At 35.7% G+C, this 19,710-nt stretch carries 16 protein-coding genes; 2 read left to right on the forward strand and 14 right to left on the reverse strand.

The features are described from left to right. Positions 1 to 28 precede the first annotated feature (28 nt). The 10 genes from L323_RS22375 to L323_RS0120395 all read right to left on the reverse strand — a co-directional run bounded on the left by L323_RS22375 (position 29) and on the right by L323_RS0120395 (position 9,851). Positions 29 to 1,606: a DUF342 domain-containing protein gene (locus tag L323_RS22375; protein ID WP_020813870.1), complete on the reverse strand. Its 1,578-nt coding sequence runs from the start codon at positions 1,604 to 1,606 to the stop codon at positions 29 to 31. A 73-nt stretch (positions 1,607 to 1,679) separates the two neighbouring features. Beyond that, the gene (locus tag L323_RS22380) at positions 1,680 to 2,507 is read right to left on the reverse strand and encodes a hypothetical protein (RefSeq protein ID WP_020813871.1); all 828 of its coding nucleotides are present in this window, start codon (positions 2,505 to 2,507) and stop codon (positions 1,680 to 1,682) included. Positions 2,508 to 2,538: 31 nt separating this feature from the next. Beyond that, a complete protein-coding gene (locus tag L323_RS22385) occupies positions 2,539 to 3,033 on the reverse strand; it encodes a GNAT family N-acetyltransferase (RefSeq protein WP_020813872.1) in 495 nt (164 codons plus the stop codon). A gap of 23 nt (positions 3,034 to 3,056) precedes the next feature. Beyond that, complete coding sequence (locus L323_RS22390) at positions 3,057 to 3,788, reverse strand: PspA/IM30 family protein (RefSeq protein WP_020813873.1); 732 nt, start codon at positions 3,786 to 3,788, stop codon at positions 3,057 to 3,059. A 147-nt stretch (positions 3,789 to 3,935) separates the two neighbouring features. Next, the gene (locus tag L323_RS22395; RefSeq protein WP_020813874.1) at positions 3,936 to 5,537 is read right to left on the reverse strand and encodes an ATP-binding protein; all 1,602 of its coding nucleotides are present in this window, start codon (positions 5,535 to 5,537) and stop codon (positions 3,936 to 3,938) included. An 88-nt stretch (positions 5,538 to 5,625) separates the two neighbouring features. Further along, positions 5,626 to 6,312 carry a GntR family transcriptional regulator gene (locus tag L323_RS22400; protein WP_020813875.1) on the reverse strand — a complete coding sequence of 229 codons (687 nt, stop codon included), beginning with the start codon at positions 6,310 to 6,312 and terminating at the stop codon, positions 5,626 to 5,628. A gap of 17 nt (positions 6,313 to 6,329) precedes the next feature. Further along, complete coding sequence (ispE, locus tag L323_RS22405) at positions 6,330 to 7,181, reverse strand: 4-(cytidine 5'-diphospho)-2-C-methyl-D-erythritol kinase (RefSeq protein ID WP_020813876.1); 852 nt, start codon at positions 7,179 to 7,181, stop codon at positions 6,330 to 6,332. A 203-nt stretch (positions 7,182 to 7,384) separates the two neighbouring features. Then, a complete protein-coding gene (locus L323_RS22410; protein WP_020813877.1) occupies positions 7,385 to 8,953 on the reverse strand; it encodes a DUF3794 and LysM peptidoglycan-binding domain-containing protein in 1,569 nt (522 codons plus the stop codon). A 267-nt stretch (positions 8,954 to 9,220) separates the two neighbouring features. Further along, a complete protein-coding gene (locus L323_RS22415; protein ID WP_004619034.1) occupies positions 9,221 to 9,487 on the reverse strand; it encodes a Veg family protein in 267 nt (88 codons plus the stop codon). A 151-nt stretch (positions 9,488 to 9,638) separates the two neighbouring features. Next, positions 9,639 to 9,851 carry a sporulation peptidase YabG gene (locus L323_RS0120395; RefSeq protein WP_031341696.1) on the reverse strand — a complete coding sequence of 71 codons (213 nt, stop codon included), beginning with the start codon at positions 9,849 to 9,851 and terminating at the stop codon, positions 9,639 to 9,641. A gap of 271 nt (positions 9,852 to 10,122) precedes the next feature. On the opposite strand from L323_RS0120395, the gene L323_RS22420 reads away from it, so the two are divergent. Together L323_RS22420 and L323_RS22425 are read left to right on the forward strand one after the other, a co-directional pair. Continuing rightward, entirely contained in the window at positions 10,123 to 11,793 is a 1,671-nt protein-coding gene (locus L323_RS22420; RefSeq protein WP_020813878.1) for a formate--tetrahydrofolate ligase, read from the forward strand. 301 nt (positions 11,794 to 12,094) lie between these two features. After that, a complete protein-coding gene (locus L323_RS22425) occupies positions 12,095 to 12,835 on the forward strand; it encodes a hypothetical protein (protein ID WP_020813879.1) in 741 nt (246 codons plus the stop codon). Between the two features lie 76 nt (positions 12,836 to 12,911). On the opposite strand, the gene L323_RS22430 is transcribed toward L323_RS22425, so the two are convergent. The 4 genes from L323_RS22430 to L323_RS22445 all read right to left on the reverse strand — a co-directional run bounded on the left by L323_RS22430 (position 12,912) and on the right by L323_RS22445 (position 19,396). After that, positions 12,912 to 13,895, reverse strand: a complete 984-nt coding sequence (locus L323_RS22430) for a CotS family spore coat protein (RefSeq protein WP_020813880.1) — start codon at positions 13,893 to 13,895, stop codon at positions 12,912 to 12,914. A 145-nt stretch (positions 13,896 to 14,040) separates the two neighbouring features. Further along, positions 14,041 to 15,249 (reverse strand): glycosyltransferase family 39 protein, encoded by a 1,209-nt coding sequence (locus L323_RS22435; protein ID WP_020813881.1) that lies wholly within the window; start codon positions 15,247 to 15,249, stop codon positions 14,041 to 14,043. 127 nt (positions 15,250 to 15,376) lie between these two features. Then, positions 15,377 to 18,928: a pyruvate:ferredoxin (flavodoxin) oxidoreductase gene (gene nifJ, locus L323_RS22440; RefSeq protein ID WP_020813882.1), complete on the reverse strand. Its 3,552-nt coding sequence runs from the start codon at positions 18,926 to 18,928 to the stop codon at positions 15,377 to 15,379. 276 nt (positions 18,929 to 19,204) lie between these two features. Continuing rightward, the gene (locus tag L323_RS22445; protein WP_020813883.1) at positions 19,205 to 19,396 is read right to left on the reverse strand and encodes a pro-sigmaK processing inhibitor BofA family protein; all 192 of its coding nucleotides are present in this window, start codon (positions 19,394 to 19,396) and stop codon (positions 19,205 to 19,207) included. Positions 19,397 to 19,710: the final 314 nt, after the last annotated feature.

The following is a 19,710-nucleotide window of genomic DNA, read 5'->3' on the forward strand; positions in this document are numbered from 1 at the left end:
AATTAAACTTTGCTGCATTGATTACTATCTATAGTTCTTTTATTGTGCCTTCGCTATAGTAAAAGCTTGTTCTAAGTACCGGTTTTTGAATTTCCTTCTGGATTCGCTTAATTTCAAAAAAGGTGTTCGGAAATGCCTTCTTAAGAATTGTAATTTCTCCTTCTCCCTTGACTTTCAGATACCCTGTAATATTCTTTCTGGCTTCCTCCTTTGCCTGCAGCTCCGCTCTAATATTGTTATAAATTTCGTTAAGCTTCTCAAACTCATTTTTTCTTGATTTTCCTGCATCAGATAAGTTAAAAATAGATATTTGTTGTTTATACTGGTTCATTGAGGTTTTAAGCTGCTCTATTTCCTGTGTGAGATTATCAAGTAAATCTTTAAGTGCAATCCTGTCAAATCCTTTTACACATATATTGGTTCTTTTCTCACTTGGAGTACCGTATGTAGCTGCAAGTACCCTAATATCTGCAGTTATATTTCCTCCGATAATCTGGCCTTTTAATGATTCCAGTATTACTTCCTTAGCAATAATATTGCTGTTCAGGCAGTAAAACCCTACATGTACACTTCCATCACAGATTATTTCCGCATCAGCAACAAATTTAAGGTACAGATTTTTTTTGCATTTTATAACCGTCTTACCCTTACCTGCGATACCGCCTCTTATGTAAATGCTTCCCTCGCTGCTGTTTATTTCTTTACAACTACCAACACCGTATTCACCAAGTACTTCTATATCCTTTGTAGTAGTGACTGTATAGTTGTCCTCAATTGTACCCTTAACGGTTAGGTAGCCGTCAAAATCAACGTTTCCTGTCTTAACTCCTACATTATCGCCTATTTCCAAATGATTGGATACACCTATACTGTCACCTGCGAAATAAACAGCGCCCTTTCTCATGGCGTATAGAGTTGTCTTACCCTCTTCTTCTAGGGCACTAACTGTTTTGCGATCAAAAAAAATCGGATAGTCTTTTCCGGGCATGGGTTTTATGGGATTACCAAATACTGTTTTCCCTTCTTTTCCCGAAGTTGAATGAATTTTTTCGCCGAGCCATTCGCCTTCTTGCACCATGTTTATCAGGTTAAGGTCATAGTGATCCGCAGTGCCATCTTCTTTAATTTCAGGTTTGGCTTCCTTTATTTGGTATAACCTGTTTTGAGAATCCTTCCCGTTATGAGGAAGTTCTCCTTCAGCTATAAGTACCGTTTTGCCGACAATCAAATTTAAAAGCACGTCCTTTTTAATCCCATAAACAATGCCTCTGCGATTTAATTCAAGAACTACCTCTTTGATTATTTCCGTCCCTAAAATTTCTTGTTGTCCCACATTAACGGTTACGTAAGCTCTTAATTCGTCTCCGGATACTTCTATACTTACTCTCTCTTTTGCACTGGCAAATTTTTTGGGGTCTTGTGGTGCCAATACAAGTGCATTTTTAATTACTGCAAAGTTTGTTACTTTGATTTCGGGATGTGAATTTAGAATTTTTTGAAATTCATCTATACTCAATCCTTTTTTTAAGGATTGTATGTAATACCCATCATCCCGTTGTGTTATGATAATGTACGGAGAAGAATAGATAGTGATATTTGCTGACATTTGAAATCCCCCTTGGTTTCATATAAAACGCTACAAATGCCGGTTGTCCAAATTATCTCACTCTCAGTCTGTATTACAATCTTATCTGATTCCTTCTTCTTTCTTGTAACACGCTGTCCAGCGCCGTTGCCTCGTTCACAGCTGTCTCTAATTTTTCAACCATTTCTTCAGATTCTATACTTGATATTATCTGATGTTTGAACATATTCAACATGCTCTCTATATAATCAAGTCTTGCATGTATTCTTTCTAATTCGTTCCTCTCCTCCTTGACTCTTTCAATAGCCTTTTCATCCATTTCAATGATGTTCTTTATATCGTCAAGCATTCTGTCATCTTTCATAAAACTTATCTTTCTTCGGTTTGCATTGATTTTATTCATCAAATCACTGATATTAATTTCAGATATTTCCTTACTTCTTATTGAATAGTTCGTCATAAGCTTTGTATAGGAAATAACAAGCTTTAAACTCTGTTCAACAATTTTTTCTTTAAGATAACTGTATTCGTCACCACGTTTTTGCGAATTAAAAATATCGTTTTTATCCTGCATTATCTTTCTCAATTTTTGTTTCTGAATTGGGTTGCCCAGGTTTCTTGCCTGCGAAGAAAGCCTGTTGCACTGTCGATTCAGATCATTGATTTCCTTTTTCTTTTCCTTCCTTTTAACTTCTTCCTTGTAGTTGTTACTGAACATGCTTTGTATAACCATAGCAAGGTACACCACAACTCCCGCCCCATAAGCTCCTGTTAAAACTAGAGAATAATCGGCAGTCTGTGACGTAATCATATTTTGAACCTGGCTATTATTGCTTATCAAATTGATTAAAGCCGTCCATATAATCAATGTTGAAAAATTTCTGAATCTTAAAAGTGCACTTACAAATAAATTAGAATTCATAATTCCCTCTGCTTACATAAAAAATTCAATCCTATAGAAAAAGCTGATAAAAAAGGCAGTCAAGGTATCTTTCAAATTTGTACCCGACCTCCTTCATTTCACCGCAAAGCTTAAACCCTGTTTTCTCATGCATTTTAATACTTACTTTATTATCTGTTGTAATACACGAAATAATAACATGGTAACCCGCTTCTCTCCCCAGTTCTATTACATAATCCATAAGCTTTTTGCCTATCCCCATTTTTTGATAATGAGGATGGACGTACACTGACATCTCACACGTGTTTTTATACCCTTCTTTTGCCCTGAATTGGGAAAGGCAAGCATAACCTGCAACCTCTCCATCTTCTACATAGACAACTAAAGGAAAACGATTCCCCTTATAATGGGAAAACCATACAGCTCTTTGCTCTATGGTTTGCGGGTTTATATCAAATGAGGCAGTTGTATTTTCAACCGCCCAATTGTAAATATCCGTTATATTGGGTAAATCTGCTTCAATTACTTCTCTAATATGTGTATCCATTTTGTACTATCCTTATTCATGAATTAATTTGATATCTTGTTGTCCGTTTTCTCTTTTACCTCAAAACCACCGTTATCTCCTCCGAGAAGTGCCTCTGCTCTCGCTTTTGCCCTGTCTCTTGCAGAATTCATATCCAGCTTTTTAAGTTTCATATCAATATTATCCTGATTAAGTGATTCTACAGCATTGGCTCTAGCAGTCTTTTTGTTAACTATATCACGTGCCCTGTCAAGGCTGTCATTAACACTTCCTACCCTGCTATTCTTTGAAGTATATTGTGCATTAACAGAGTTAATATTTTCGCGCAGATTAGCCATTTTTGCCTGTGATTTAAGAGTTTTCAGCTCATTAAGTTTCGCATTCATCTCAGACTCAAAAATCTTGTAGTCCTCTCGTATCTTTTGAACCTGTTCCATGGCGTTATCATAAGTTGCTTTATGGGTCTCATATACAGTCTGATATTCTTCTTCCTGAACCAGAAGTTCAACTAAAAGTTCCTTATCTCCAACCCTCTGTGCAGACTCAACTCTTGCTTTTATGGCATTAAGATTTTTTTCAGCTGTTTTCATCTCTATTTTGATCATTTCAGCACTTGTTTGAATTTCAATAATTTGTTGCTCAGCCTCACGCCTTGCCTTATCTATCTGGTTCTTTATATCTTCGAACAATGCATCAGGATTTCTTTCCTCCAGATTTCCAACAAATAAGCCGAAAAATCCCCTAAACATTTGTCCCAGTCTACTAAATAAACCCATTATCCTATTCCTCCTTAAAAGTATATAAACACTATTTTTTACAATATTATAAATAAAATTTATGAACCATACATAAGATACTTTAAATTTATAATAAAAACACAGTAATGTAAATAATTATTTCTAAAAATACCATATATTATTGACTTAGGATTTATCAAACCTGCCCCAATATTTTTCAGGCAGCAAATCAATATCATCACACTCAGCAATAGCAAGCTCTGTCATAAATTCTATCTCCTGAGTACTTGGCCTGCACTTTTTGAGAGCCTCTTTAAGAATCTCATCTGTAATTGCAGGATGATCCTCTGTCTTGTTGCAAGCAAGTTCATATGCTTTCCTGACAACTGTATCTATTTCAGCTCCCGTATAACTTTCTGCCAGTTCGGAATATGGAATAAAGTCCTGAATGTCGGTATTAAACCCGTATTTTTTAATTATTATTTCGAAGATCTCAGCACGTTCCTCTTTTTCAGGCAGGAGTACAGGTATCTTTTTATCAAACCTTCCGGCTCTTTTTAAAGCAGCGTCAAGAAGATCAGGTCTGTTTGTTGCAGCAATAAAAATAATTCTTCCCCTATTATTTGTATTACTGGTGAATTGTAAAAATTCACTGAAAATATTCCTGCTTACTCCACTGTCGCCGGACTCTCCTCTTCTGAAAGCAGTATCAATTTCATCCACAAAAACTATAACAGGTTCCTGTGATTTAGCCCCAAGCAGACACTTCTTAAAATTCTTTTCACTCTCTCCGACATACTGGCCCAAAATCCTTGACATATCAATCTTTACACAATTAAACCCACTTGATTTTGCCAATGCTTCCACTAACAAGGTTTTTCCGGTTCCGGACGGGCCGCACAAAAGTATTCCCATTGGAACTCTTCTGGAATCACCTCTTCTGACAGGCTCTATAATGTTTTTTGTAAGATAACTTTTAGCAGCTTCCATTCCACCGATATCTTCAAAAGCTATCTCTGGATATATAAAATCAAGAACGTCCCCGTATTCTTTTTTTAAAACCTCATGTTTTTTCTCTTTAATAAAATCAAAACTGATAGGAACGCCCTCTGCTTCTGCCTTTAACTTTATATCTTTTATACTTTTCCTGTTTAGTCCCGATGAAAGCTTTGCAAACTCGTCGATGGAGATTTCAGATGTAGTAGATTTGTCATTAAGTAGAAATTCGATATAGCTTTTTCTTTCCTCTTCTCCGGGAAGTTCCACAAGAATGGGCTCTATCCTGTAGGAGGATTTTAAAAATTCACGACTTATGTCAACAAGGTTGTCCGCCAGCATAAATATTGTACTTCCAACCGACGAAATCTTAGAATTAACCGACCATTCAGACATCCATATCAGAGACATTCTTTCTTCTAAAGTCATACTTCCGATATCACCTGAAGGCACTATTTTCTCGGCATGGTCTATAAACAACGCCATCTTTGTACTTTTTAGCGCGATATCTATAAACGGAAAAATTCTTGAGGGTGTTGAAAAAAATAATTTCGTTGCCCCGTTGTCAGTTATTTTGTTAAATTCCCTTTCCATTTCAGGGGCCAAAAAAGTTAGGCCTCTGGAAATATCGTAAAAAGCTACAATTCCAAAATTCCTCTGCTTAATAAATTCATCATCTATATATCTGAAAAAATTCCTTGTATTGTCCATGGTGTCCTTTACATTGAAGTAAAACAGAAACTCATGGGATATACCTGATTTGTATTTCGATAAAAATTCATTGAACCACATGTTTTTTTCCTCTTTGTAAATTAATCAACCCTACTCTTTATTATATACAAAAAATATTAAAATGTCTGTTAACCTCATTAACTAATAATTAACTATTACCTTTTTGCATCTTCAAAGAAGAAAGAATTGTGGATTCCTGATTAATTATATGAGTTTTAGCTATATTTCTTGCATTTTCCATTGATCTGGAACTGACAGCCTCATATATGTCATTATGTTCTTTTATAAGGTTCTTGGAATTGTTATACTCCTTAAGATATATAACCCTGAACCTCTGAACCTGCTCTCTTAAATTGTTTAATATTGAAATCAGCTTATCGTTTCGGGATGCTTTATAAATAATGTCATGGAACTCTACATCTTTTTTTATGGAACCGTTGAGATTTTCTTTTTCAATGTAGGAAGCAAATTGACCGTTTATATGCTTCAATTCCTTCAACTCGTCGTCTGTAATTCTCTCTGCCGCAAGAGAAGTAGCCAACCCATCCAGAGATGCTCTTACCTCAAGAACATCCATTATATCCTTGATAGAAAGCTCCGCAACATGGGCACCCTTCCTTGGAATCATATCCACTAGCCCTTCAAGTTCAAGCTTTCTTATGGCTTCTCTGACAGGTGTTCTGCTGACACCCATTTTTTCTGCCAGCTGAACCTCCATCAGTCTCTCTCCCGGGCGCAACTCACCTATTATAATAGCCTCTCTTAATGAATTAAAAATAACTTCTCTCAATGGTTTATAATCATTCAAATTAATTTTCGATAATTTACTAGCCATTATTCATGATCCTCCCTTTAATCATTCGTAATATATGTCAAAATACAGTCAGCTCTGTTTTTATTTATTTTACTGTAAGCCTTTTTAGCTATATCATCATCTTCAAATAAGCCGAAAACAGTAGGACCGCTTCCGCTCATAATGCTTCCGATTGACCCTTTGGACATCAAATCCTTCTTGATTTTATCAATCAGAGGGTATCTCTCCACAGTCACACTTTCAAGAACATTACACAAGTTTTTGCCTATAAAATCTATATCTTTATACTTGAGCGCATCTATAAGCATATCCGTTTTAGGCCTGTCAGCAATTTTATCCAATTGGAGACTTTTGAATACGGATGCCGTGGAAACTCCAAACCTTGGTTTTATCAGTATAACAGGGATAGCTTCCATTTCCGGCAACGGTGTGATTATCTCTCCAATTCCTTCAGCCAGAGCGGTTCCTCCAACTATACAGTACGGAACATCTGCACCTATTGTCTTTCCTATATCCATAAGCCCCTGTTGATCCAGTCCAAGCCCAAAAAGTATATTCATCCCCTTTAAAACTGCTGCAGCATCAGAACTTCCTCCTGCCAGTCCGGCAGCCACAGGAATCATTTTCTCTATTTTTATTCGCACACCTGTATCAAGTCCATATTTTTCAATCAGCTTCTCAGCGGCTTTATAGGCAATGTTTGAATTGTTATTCGGTACATACGGCGCATCACATTCTATCTCAATACCCGATTTTATTTCCTGAATAGTTATGATATCATGCAATTGTAGGGTTTGCATAATCATTTTTAGGTTATGATAACCGTCGTCCCTCTTATTGAGTACATCCAGAGATAAATTTATCTTTGCATGTGCATTTAATGTGATCATTATACATATCCTTTGCTTTTTATTTAAGTACATTATATACAAAATACATACTTATATCAATAAATTCAATCATAACAGGCCTTCGGCAATTTTTGTGTATGAAATTATTAAAAATAAATACATTTATTATAACAGTGTAAAAAAAAGGTTTTTGAGGTTAATCTCAAAAACCTTTTTATATTTATGGATATAATTATATTATATTATATTGCCCTTTTTAGAATAAGCAGCTGCTGTCCCGGCATTAATACATCCTTTTCATTTAAGTTATTAACCATAAGAAGATTATCCACAGTTGTCGAGTATTTCTTAGCAATTTTCCACAAACTATCACCGGGTTGCACAATATATATTATTACACTGGGCATAGAAAGAATTTTTTTCTCATCAATAACGCCTTCCGTTGCCTTGTTTATAACAGGGATAACCTTAGTGGTTTCAACTCTGGCATTAACACCTATTGCACAGCGAACCTCAACTTGGTCTGTTGAAAGCATACTATAATTGCAATGCTCCATTTCAACACTTGTATCTACCTTCATGTCACTTTTCAAACCCTTAATCTCAACGACGTGTTTAAAAGGAATCTCCTTACTGTAGCAGAATACAGGCTGTTCCTCATCATTGGACAGGTAAATCACATTATTTAACACTGACCCTTCTACAGTTAGTTTTTCATCCTCTATCTGCGTATCAGAAACGTTGCACCTGCTCAGTACATTAAATATTTCGCGAACATCCGGATTAAAATCCTCAAAATTTAATGTATCCTTGACTATAAGCTGACTTCTGTTGTCTGAAACAGTCTCGTCTATAGAGAACTGCTGCTTTTCAAGAATAATTCTTGTTTTTGGACTATAGGCATCTGCCAGCACCTCAAATGAGTTTTTGTACAAGCCGGTTACATAAATATTCATTGTCGCTTCAGCCCTAAGATTCCTCTTTTCTCCGTCACTATCCTCAAAAGGTTCAACTTTGTAGTCAATCAAATCAAAATCCACATTTACATCAGTATCATCCCTGACCCCTTCCAGCTCAATAAACTGTGTAAATGACAGCTCATTCTCCATATATTGCATACTCCTGTTTTCATCATCCGATATGTACAAGGTAGCAATATTTATATCTCCTTTTACTACTACATTACCGTCAGATATTTTAAAATCTTTGCCTGAAATCTTTAAGTCATTTCTAAGAATTTCGGCAATGGTAGGCTTTGTAGAAGGAAGTTCCATATCTTCCTTTATGATAAAATTTACTTTATTACTGCCCAGATATGTATTTATATCTATATCATCTTTCAATATCTGAATATCGTCTATACCTGTTATACCTGAGGCTATTTCCCTATCAATTTCATCAAATGCCCTGCAATTTATTGATAAGATAGCTTTTATATTTACTTTTCTTTCATTAAGGAGGGTGTAATCTATATGCTCAATTGTGCCCTTTGCTCTGCTTTTAACACCGCCTCTTACTCCAGGTATATCCATAGTATAAGAAAATGGGATATTCGTTGTAATACTTTTAACACTTCTATTTTCGTCTGCCGAAATATACAGAATCTTAACAAGCAGGCAGCCTGAAACCACAGCTCTGTCAGTGCCTGTGTCACACCCGGTAACAAATACATCCCCATCCAGAAGAAGTATCTTGGCAATATCCGGTTTAACATCCGGAACAATTATATCATTTTCAATAACATTATCTATTGTATCCTCGCCTAATAAATTATTTACTTTAAATGCCTGTTTTAACAACTCCAGAGACATTTTTCCAACCTCCCCTTATCCTTAAATATTGCATATCACAATCTAAAATATAAAAACAAACAACTATGTACTATGTAATATATATTTTCCATGTAATGGTATTATTCCTCAAAAATACTTTTAATTATATTTTATTCGTCTACAATAACCTACAAAACAAAAAAGAGACACAAATATTTGTGTCCCCTTTTTGTTTTGTTATATTATTAAGTTTCTCAGAAAGCTTATAACATAAATCCTAAGGATTAATAAAAATCTTAAACAAGATTAACATACCTGAATTTTTTTGTCATCCTTACATACAACTAATTCAACAGCTTTTGTCAATATATCTGTATAGCTATATGAAACTCTTCTGGTATTATCATACTCGTTCTCAAACTTAACTACGAAAATACTTGGATAAGTATTTTCTAAGACGCCTTCACGTATGAAAGATTTTTTACGTCCTTTATTTGCTCTGAGCTGTACCTTTTCACCAATACAGCCTTCGATATCTCTCTTTATCTGAAAAAGCTCTCCTTTGTCTATCATGGTATCACCTCATCATCAGTTTAATTTATTATAGCATAAATTCGGACGCTTGTCAAAAATAATATATTATACAAGCGTATTGCCCTTATGTCAAGCATTTTTTGTACATGCGCCTGCTCCAGGGGGTGCCTTGAAAATCGTTATCAGTTTCTTACTCACCTTGTTCTTCATTGTTTTGTTCTTCATTATTTTCATCTAAAATATCAAGGTCATCCTCTTCTGCATCAGCAATTAACCGAACCTCTACACCTTTAAGAATAATTATTTTTCTGCCATCACATTCTTTGATGTCGTCTACCCTGAAAAGAACATCTTTCTCGTAAGATTTTCTATAAACCAAGCTTCCTATTTCAATCTCCTTCATAATTATTCTTTCCCTTCAAGTTATATATAGTATGCCAAATATATAAATAATTATTAAAATTATAATAAATTTAGTAATTCAGCCATTATACATTTAAATAGTCTTTATATTATATACTATGATTTTTGAACCTTGTTTTGTGAACTATTGTGTGAAGTCTATTTAAGTTATATAATATTTTCGTATTTAAGTTAATTATTCTAATCCTGTTATATATATGGAAATAGTGTGTTTTGTTAAATAATAAATGTATTTGGAAGGGGAAATTACATTGCAAACTGATATACAAATTGCTCAGGGATGTAAGATGCAGCATATTGCAGATATAGCAAAAAATCTTGGTATTGATACCGAAGATCTTGAGTTCTATGGTAAATACAAAGCCAAGTTGTCAGATAAGCTGTGGGATAAGGTAAAGGATAAAAATGACGGTAAACTTGTTCTTGTTACTGCAATAAACCCTACTCCCGCAGGAGAAGGAAAAACTACTACTACTGTAGGTCTTGGACAAGCTATGGCAAAGATAGGTAAAAATGCGGTTATAGCTTTAAGAGAACCTTCTTTAGGCCCTGTAATGGGTATAAAGGGAGGCGCTGCCGGAGGTGGCTATGCTCAGGTTGTTCCTATGGAAGACATTAACCTTCACTTTACTGGTGACATGCATGCAATAACTGCTGCAAATAATCTTCTTTCAGCTGCAATAGACAACCATCTTCAGCAGGGAAATACTCTTAGTATAGATCCCCGTCAAATTGTCTGGAAGCGTTGCATGGATATGAATGACAGAGCGCTTAGAAATGTAATTGTAGGGCTTGGTGGAAGAATCAACGGAGTTCCTAGAGAAGATGGTTTTAACATCACTGTTGCCTCGGAAATAATGGCAATACTCTGCCTCGCTCTTGATATTACAGACTTAAAAAACAGACTGGGACATATAATTATCGGCTACACATACGAAGGTAAACCTGTTACGGCACACGACCTGAAGGTTGACGGTGCAATGACCCTTTTATTAAAAGATGCAATAAAACCTAATCTGGTTCAGACCCTTGAAGGTACCCCTGCTTTAATGCACGGCGGGCCTTTTGCAAATATTGCTCATGGATGTAATAGTATTTCTGCTACAAAACTTGCACTGAAACTGGCGGACTACGTTATTACCGAAGCAGGTTTCGGTGCAGACCTTGGTGCAGAGAAATTTTTTGATATAAAATGCAGATTTGCAGGCTTTAAACCTGATGCAGTTGTCCTTGTTGCCACAATAAGAGCACTTAAATATAACGGTGGTGTAAAAAAAGAAGATCTTAAAGAAGAAAATGTGGAAGCGTTATCCAAAGGATTTGCAAATGCAGAAAAACACATAGAAAATCTTAAAATGTTTGGTGTACCTGTTATGGTTGCAATTAATCATTTTGATACCGATACCGAGGCTGAAATCAAGCTGGTTCAGGAAAAGTGCAGTTCTATGGGTGTTGAGGTTGCATTTTCAGATGTATTTCTAAAAGGCGGAGAAGGCGGAATAGAGTTGGCAGAAAAACTAGTGGCTCTTACTGATTCTACGATTTCACATTTTGCACCTATTTATGATGAAAAGCTCCCTATAAAGGAAAAGGTGCAGCAAATAGTTTCAAAGATTTACGGTGGCAGGAATGTTATTTATAATGCTTCTGCAGAAAAATCTATTGCTAAAATACAAGAAATGGGTCTGGACAGACTTCCAATCTGTATGGCAAAGACTCAATATTCATTGTCTGATAATCCCCTACTTCTTGGAAGACCTCAGGCTTTTGATGTTACAGTAAAAGAGGTTCGTATTTCCGCAGGAGCCGGATTTATAGTAGTACTTACCGGAGATATAATGACTATGCCTGGATTACCTAAAGTACCGGCAGCCGAGAGAATTGACATAGATAAGACAGGTGTTATTACAGGACTATTCTAAATAAATCTTAATATACACGTTCTAGACCGGCCCTTTAAGGAGCCGGTCTAATTTTTTCATTTTTTTATTCAAAACCATGAACTTATTCTATTTATCCAGCCTCTTATATTATGTGTTAACACAAAACACAAAAATGAAAGGAGATGAGCACTTGCAGATAGATGACATTATACGTCGGTGCCAATATTGATGTTGAAAAGAGTTTTACAGAATTAGAGACAAAACTCCTAAATAGAAATGGTAGCAAAATTAGAACGTTGAGGTTTAATTATTTGAATATCAAAAAACTGTAGCGATTTCTATGTGTTCTTTGCTGTGTGTAGGTGCAATACTAATCAGTTCTTCATCAACAATACGTGCTGCAGCATTAAACGCTTTAGATAATGTAAAGATGATATTTGTGCAGGATGATGATACCGGTGAAATTGTTCAAAAGCCTGCAAATGAAGCTTATTTACGTTATAATATAGGGGGAAATACCAATTTAGATGATACTGAAATATCAAAAAAAGTTGGTTATAAAATTAGTTATCCAAAACAAGTTGGTGATGCAACTTTTGGTTACAAAACGTTAGCTGTTAGCTTTAAAAATGTACCATATGACTTAGACACTAAAATCTATCAACTTATGTTAAAATCTGTTGAAAACGATGATGCTTTGTGCAAATTATCAGAATACACTCCTTTAAGAAATACATTAGGTGCCTATGTTAAAGTTAATACAGACGTAGTCATCGCAACTGCTCTGGCTAAAAATATAAAATATCACTTTGATAAAAATACTACAGTAGAACATGTAACTATAGGAGATATTAAAGGTATGTGGGTAAAGAGTACAGCACCATTGTATCCCTTAAAATCTGATATTCATAACTTGACTTCTTATGATATGACTTCAAAACCATCTCTGGAGAAGTTCTGGAATCTTATCTGGCAAGTAAACGGCATTAATTATCAATTTTACACACATATTACTGAAGAACCTCTCTCAAAGGAAAAGGCTATAGAATTTGCAAAAGATTTTATGGCTGCACAAAAATAGTTATTAATTTTCATCTTAAAATTATAGTTATAGCCGGCCTGATGGTCGGCTATTTTTTATTTACCAGTTGGAATTTTTACAATGCATTAAATCTTTCCAGAAATATTCTGTGGCACTGTGCCTCATCGATAACTTCCTGTATTCTAAGCAGATAACTTTGTTCCGACCAGCTTTTCCTGCTGTTATAATACTTATTAATTACTCTCCAGAACTTTTGCGGAAACATTAACATGATTTTCATGAGATTCATATCACTGTCGCTTAATGTTTCATACCGACTGTATTCATTTAGTATAATAGCTGCTTCTTTGATATCCCAGTTACATTTTCTCATTTTTCTTCTTAGCAGGTTTACAAGGTCATATACCTTTAAATCATAGCAGCAGTATTCAAAGTTTATCAAAAACATCTCATCATTCTGTAAGTAGATATTATGATGATTAAAATCATGGTGAGAAATGGTTCTGCTTTGTTGAGCTTCTTCCACAAGCTCGTAATAATCAGAGGTAAGAAGCAGGGTTAACGCCTTTTCACCCACCTCATAAAAATAATCTATATTCTTTGTTACCAGATTATCAAATTTCATCCTGCCCTTTTGGGCATTCTTTTTAAGCTTCTTAATTTCATCCAAACGTTTTCTGTAGCTCCCCGGCATCCTCCCCAACTCACTCCTGCCATAGCAGTTTTCTGAGCACACAAATCCATAGGAAGCCCGGTGCATTTTAGCAAGCAACCCTGCGCATCCTATTGTTTCCTCTCTGTTGTCAAGATTGCACTCCCTTCCTTCTATATAGTCAGTTATGTAAACTGTCTGGTCGTTAAACTGCATACTAAAATCGCCTTTAGCAGTAGGAATATTTCTATCAATATGTATAAAACCGTTATTAAACAAATATTCTTTTACTTCCCCTATAAAATTAATTCTTTCCTGTTTAACCGATGATATTTTTACAAGTTTCCTACCCGTATCCGTGTCAGCCAGAAACATATCTCTGAAGTTATTTAAATTCTTAATTTTTAAGCTGTAATTTAATTGCAGTTCCTTTTCAAATTCATTCATATTGCCCTCCAAGAGCTGTTTTTTGCCCGTAATGCAAACTTTAACAGCGTGTACATTTTATTTAATAACAATATCTTTGCAGCATAAAATGACTATTAAGCAAAATGTGATACTAGATTATATGAAAAGTATAGGATTTGTAGAATTAAAACTTATTTTTTATCTTTTTACAACTTACAAATGCAGCTCCGCAATAAATACAAATGACTCCTATAATTGGGTATGCATACCGGTCAAAGGACATATATACACAGTGTACAAAATTAAAGTATAATGCAATAAAGACAATAAGACTGCTTTTCATAAACAGCCTCTCTTTTACGCCCTTAAAAACGGCATAGCTAGCGGTAATTACAATAAAGATGTGGTAAATAACTGCTAACCAATAACTGATACCCATTACATCAGTCCAATAAAAAGGAAGTGCCCAGAAATAAAACGTCTTTCCAGCTGTGTACCAGCATAAGTACTTTAAGAAATGATTTCTAAATCCTTCCCTGATTCTTTTGTATGCTACATTGCGTTCAATATTATCTGTCTCCAGAGCTGTTTTTCCAACCTCATAATTTGTTGTATTGTCAGGAGTTTGTAAATAGTTAATATATGTGCCTTGTAAAAGTGGATTACCACTTGACGCAGTTAGAGGAATAAACGTCTGATATTCATTATAGTTCCTTACCCACCACGGAAGAGCCGATAAAATAAATATTAGTGCCATAGTAATACCAAACTTTATACATTGGGATAGCCTATAATATTTATTAATAAAAATATAAAGCAGATAAAAGCACGGGTAGAATAACACTGTTGGCCTGCAAAAAACTGCAATTATCCATATTAAACTTAGAATTACAACCTTTGAAATGCTAAGATTATCAGCAAATTTAAAAGAAAAATATATTAAAACCAGCAACAAAAAAGTAAAAAGACACTCTGTAAGAATATATCCCGGTGTTATCAGATTGGGAGGGTAAAAGGAAAATATCCCGGCTGATATCAATCCTGCTTTTTTATTAAATAGTTTTTTGGCTGTTAAGTACACAAACAGAATACTCAATGCAGAAAGCCCTGTTTGAATTATTCTGATAGCCTGGAGTCCCCAAAAACCTATTCCGAATATCTTTAATACCCCACTAAGAAAAAGAGGGTACAAAGGCATTATAAAAACCGTAGCTTCATTAAAAGTTCTGTATGTGAGAACCCCTTTCTTTAAAAAGTAAACTGCACTTATATAATAATTTATATCATCACTGTGAACAGATAGTTTCTCAGGAGATTTAAAAACTAATATGAGTTTAATTATTGTTGTTATAAGTACAAAGACTGCAACAGATATTCTATAAAAGTATTTCATATAACCCTTTCATCCCATTGTAAAAGTGTTATCTTATTCCATAGTATTCATACAACCAAGAGTCCTAAAAAGATGAAAAAAACCCGCCGGACTCATTATCCGACGGGTTTTAAACTTCTAAAATATATTATTTATAAAGTTCTACCAACTTTAATAAATGTTCATAACGTTCCTTAGCAGCTATCTCTGATTCTTGGAAGAGCTTATCTGCACGATCAGGGAATGCACGCTGTAAGCGAGTATAACGTGTTTCGTTATTAAGGAACTCTTGATATGTTCCGTCACCTGGCTTGGATGTCAAAGTAAACGGATTCTTTCCTTCTGCCTTGAGAGCAGGGTTGAATGAGAAGAGATTCCAGTAACCGGAAGCAACAGCCTTCTTCATTTCATCCTGACAGTGGTTCATTCCGCCCTTAACTCCGTGGAGTTCACAAGGAGCATAACCGATAATCAAGGATGGTCCGTTATAAGCTTCTGCTTCAGCAATAACTTTGATTGTCTGATTCGGATTAGCACCAAGAGCAATCTGTGCTACATAAACGTAACCATAGCTCATAGCGATTTCAGCAAGACTCTTCTTGCCTATGTCCTTACCAGCTGCAGCAAACTGGCAAACTTCACCGATGTTTGAAGCCTTTGATAACTGTCCGCCTGTATTTGAATACATTTCTGTATCGAATACCATAACGTTTACATTTTCTCCTGAAGCAAGTACATGGTCAAGTCCACCGAATCCGATATCATATGCCCATCCGTCACCACCGAGAATCCATATAGATTTCTTAGCGAGGTACTGTTTCTTTTCAAGTATTTCCTTTGAAATATCACATCCTGCAGCAGCAGCTTTTTCAAGTTCTACTATCAATGCCTTAGTAGCAGGTGCATTTTCTCTTGTCATATCCTTTGTTTCAATGAATTTAGCAATTGTAGCCTTCAATTCATCAGAAGCTTTATCAGATGAAGCAAGTTTTTCTATCATAGCTATTGCCTGATCACGGATAACTTTTTGTCCAAGTTGCATACCGTAACCATGCTCAGCATTATCTTCGAACAATGAGTTTGCCCAAGCCGGACCCATTTTTGAATCCTTATTTACTGTATATGGGCTTGTAGCAGCAGGACCTCCCCATATTGAAGAACATCCTGTAGCATTTGAAATGTACATTTGTTCACCGAACAACTGAGTTACCAAACGAGCATATGATGTTTCAGCACATCCCGCACAGCTTCCTGAGAATTCGAGAAGAGGTTGATTGAACTGTGAACCCTTAACAGTAGTATCTGCAGGCATTCCTGGTTTCTTGCCAACGTTTGCAACCAAGTAATCAAATACTGGCTGTTCTTCAGCTTGTGATTCCTGAGGTACCATCTTGATAGCCTTTTCCTTAACAGGACATACTGTGATACACTCACCACAACCCATACAATCTAAAGGAGATACGCTCATAGTAAACTTGTATTCACTAGCTTTTGGCTTAGTATCAGCTAATTTAATATTAGCAGGTGCTGCCTTTATTTCATCTTCACTCAACATGAATGGACGAATAGTTGCATGTGAGCATACAAATGCACAACTGTTACATTGTAAGCATAGGCTTGCATCCCATTCAGGAACTAATACAGCAGTACCACGTTTTTCATACGCAGAAGCACCCTGTTCGAACTGTCCATCAGCAATATCAGCAAATGCAGATACTGGAAGGCTATCACCATCCATTAATGCAATTGGGTTAAGCAGATTCTTAACCATATCAACTAACTCAGGACGGCCTGTGAGTTCAAATGCTGCAGGATCAGCTTCAGGATTTGACCATGGAGCAGGAACTTCAACTTTATGAAGTGCACTTACACCTGCATCAATAGCTTTGTAGTTCATTTCTACAATAGCGTCACCCTTCTTACCGTAAGATTTCTTAGCAGCTTCTTTCATGAATTTAATAGCTTCGTCAATTGGCATTACATTTGCCAGCTTGAAGAATGCTGATTGAAGGATAGTATTGGTACGTTTGCCCATACCAATTTCTATTGCCTTATCTATAGCATTAATTGTATATAACTGAATATTATTATCTGCAATATACTTCTTTGCAGCAGCGTTCAATTTAGTATCTAACTCTTCATCAGACCATTGACAGTTGATCATGAAGATTCCGCCCGGCTTAACATCCTGAACCATCTTGAATCCCTTAACAACGTATGATGGGTTGTGACATGCAACAAAGTCAGCCTGATTTATGTAATATGGACTCTTTATTGGTTTATTACCGAATCTAAGGTGAGAAATAGTTACACCACCTGTTTTCTTTGAGTCATATTGGAAATATGCCTGAATATATTTATCAGTGTGGTCACCGATAATCTTAGTTGAATTCTTGTTAGCACCAACAGTTCCATCTCCACCAAGACCCCAGAACTTACATTCAACAGTACCTGCAGCTGCAGTTATAGGAGCTGGCTTGATTTCAGGTAAGCTTAAATGTGTAACATCATCAACAATACCTAATGTAAAGCGAGCCTTAGGAGCATCCTTTTTCATTTCAGTAAATACTGCAAATACTGAAGATGGAGGAGTATCCTTTGAACCCAAACCATAACGGCCATTAGTTACAACTATATCATTAAGTCCTGCTTCACGGAGAGTTGTAGCAACATCGAGATATAATGGTTCACCCAATGCTCCCGGTTCTTTTGTACGGTCAAGAACAGCTATTTTCTTTACTGTCTTTGGAATAACCTTTAACAAACTGCTGGAAACCCAAGGACGATATAAACGAACCTTGATAAGACCAACTTTCTCACCTGCAGCAGTTAAGTAGTCTACTACTTCTTCAGCTACATCACAGAATGAACCCATAGCTACTATAACACGGTCAGCGTCTGGTGCTCCGTAATAGTTAAATAAATCATAATTTGTACCGAGTTTTGCGTTAACCTTAGCCATATATTTTTCAACAACAGCCGGTAATTTATCATATGTAGTGTTACATGCTTCACGGTGCTGGAAGAATATATCTCCATTTTCATGTGAACCACGCATTGATGGCTTTTCAGGGTTTAATGCGTGCTCACGGAAAGCCTTTATTGAATCCATATCACACATTTCTTTTAAGTCTGCATAATCCCATGTTTCAATTTTCTGAACTTCGTGGGATGTACGGAAACCATCAAAGAAGTTTATAAAAGGAACTTTTCCTTCAATTGTTGCAAGATGTGCAACTGCACTTAAATCCATTACTTCCTGTGGATTTGATTCAGCTAACATTGCAAAACCTGTTTGACGGCAAGCATATACGTCACTATGATCACCAAAGATGTTCAATGCATGTGTAGAAACTGTACGTGCAGAAACGTGGAATACACTAGGAAGTAATTCGCCTGCGATTTTGTACATGTTAGGAATCATCAAAAGAAGACCTTGTGAAGCTGTGAATGTTGTTGTAAGAGCACCTGCAGCTAAAGAGCCGTGTACAGTTCCCGCAGCCCCTGCCTCAGACTGAAGTTCAACAACTTTAACCTGACTACCAAAAATATTTTCCCTACCAGCAGCAGACCATTGGTCAACAGAATCGGCCATTGGGCTTGAAGGTGTGATTGGGTAAATAGCAGCAACATCTGTAAACGCATAGGATACGTGTGCGGCAGCTGTATTGCCATCCATCGATTGTTTATGTCTTGACATTTTAACTTACCTCCTTAATAACTAAAAACACTATTCAACGACATATTCTATCATTTTTTTGCCCATTTGTAAAGGTTGTACAGCCTTTGTTTTGTTCTTTGTATACAACATTTTGCATAGAATCCCTTAGAAATTCGCATAAAAACAGTAAACAGTTTACTTGTATATTACAATTATTATTCATTATTTAGATTTACATAATACATACAATATAGTCCATTATCTTACTAAAAATTATTGATTATAACAATATCAAAAATTTTGTATTTTAATGGTCTATACCATAAACTGTAAAAAAACAAGAAGTATTAACCCGGGTACTCCCAGAACTCCAACTATTAAAGCAGAGTACACATTTAGTGCTATTCTGAAATCAAAATATGAACCTATAAAATTAATAATTATTAATAAAATTACACCAAGAATTATATTAATGAAAAGTTTTTTAACCACTTTTCCTATATTCATAGTACTGCCCCTTTCTATAAAAGGTTTGTCCCTGCTATAAGAAATATATTAACTAAGTCAGTTAAATATTCTGCAAAAATCGAGTAGGAGGGAAATTTAATAAAATTCCCCGACCTCTCACACCACCGTGCGTACCGTTCGGTACACGGCGGTTCAATCAACTTGACAAGGTAACACACCTTTCGGTGTAGTAATCCAACATTGGGACTAATCCAAATCGGGTTAGTCTCTCTTTAGTTATTGTATGTACAACTGCTCCACTTCCACATAATCTTGCGTAGCCTTTTCGGCTATAAGCCACACATTTCGCCCAT

The sequence above is a fragment of the Ruminiclostridium papyrosolvens C7 genome (assembly GCF_000421965.1).
Taxonomy (GTDB): Bacteria; Bacillota; Clostridia; order Acetivibrionales; family DSM-1351; genus Ruminiclostridium; species Ruminiclostridium papyrosolvens_A.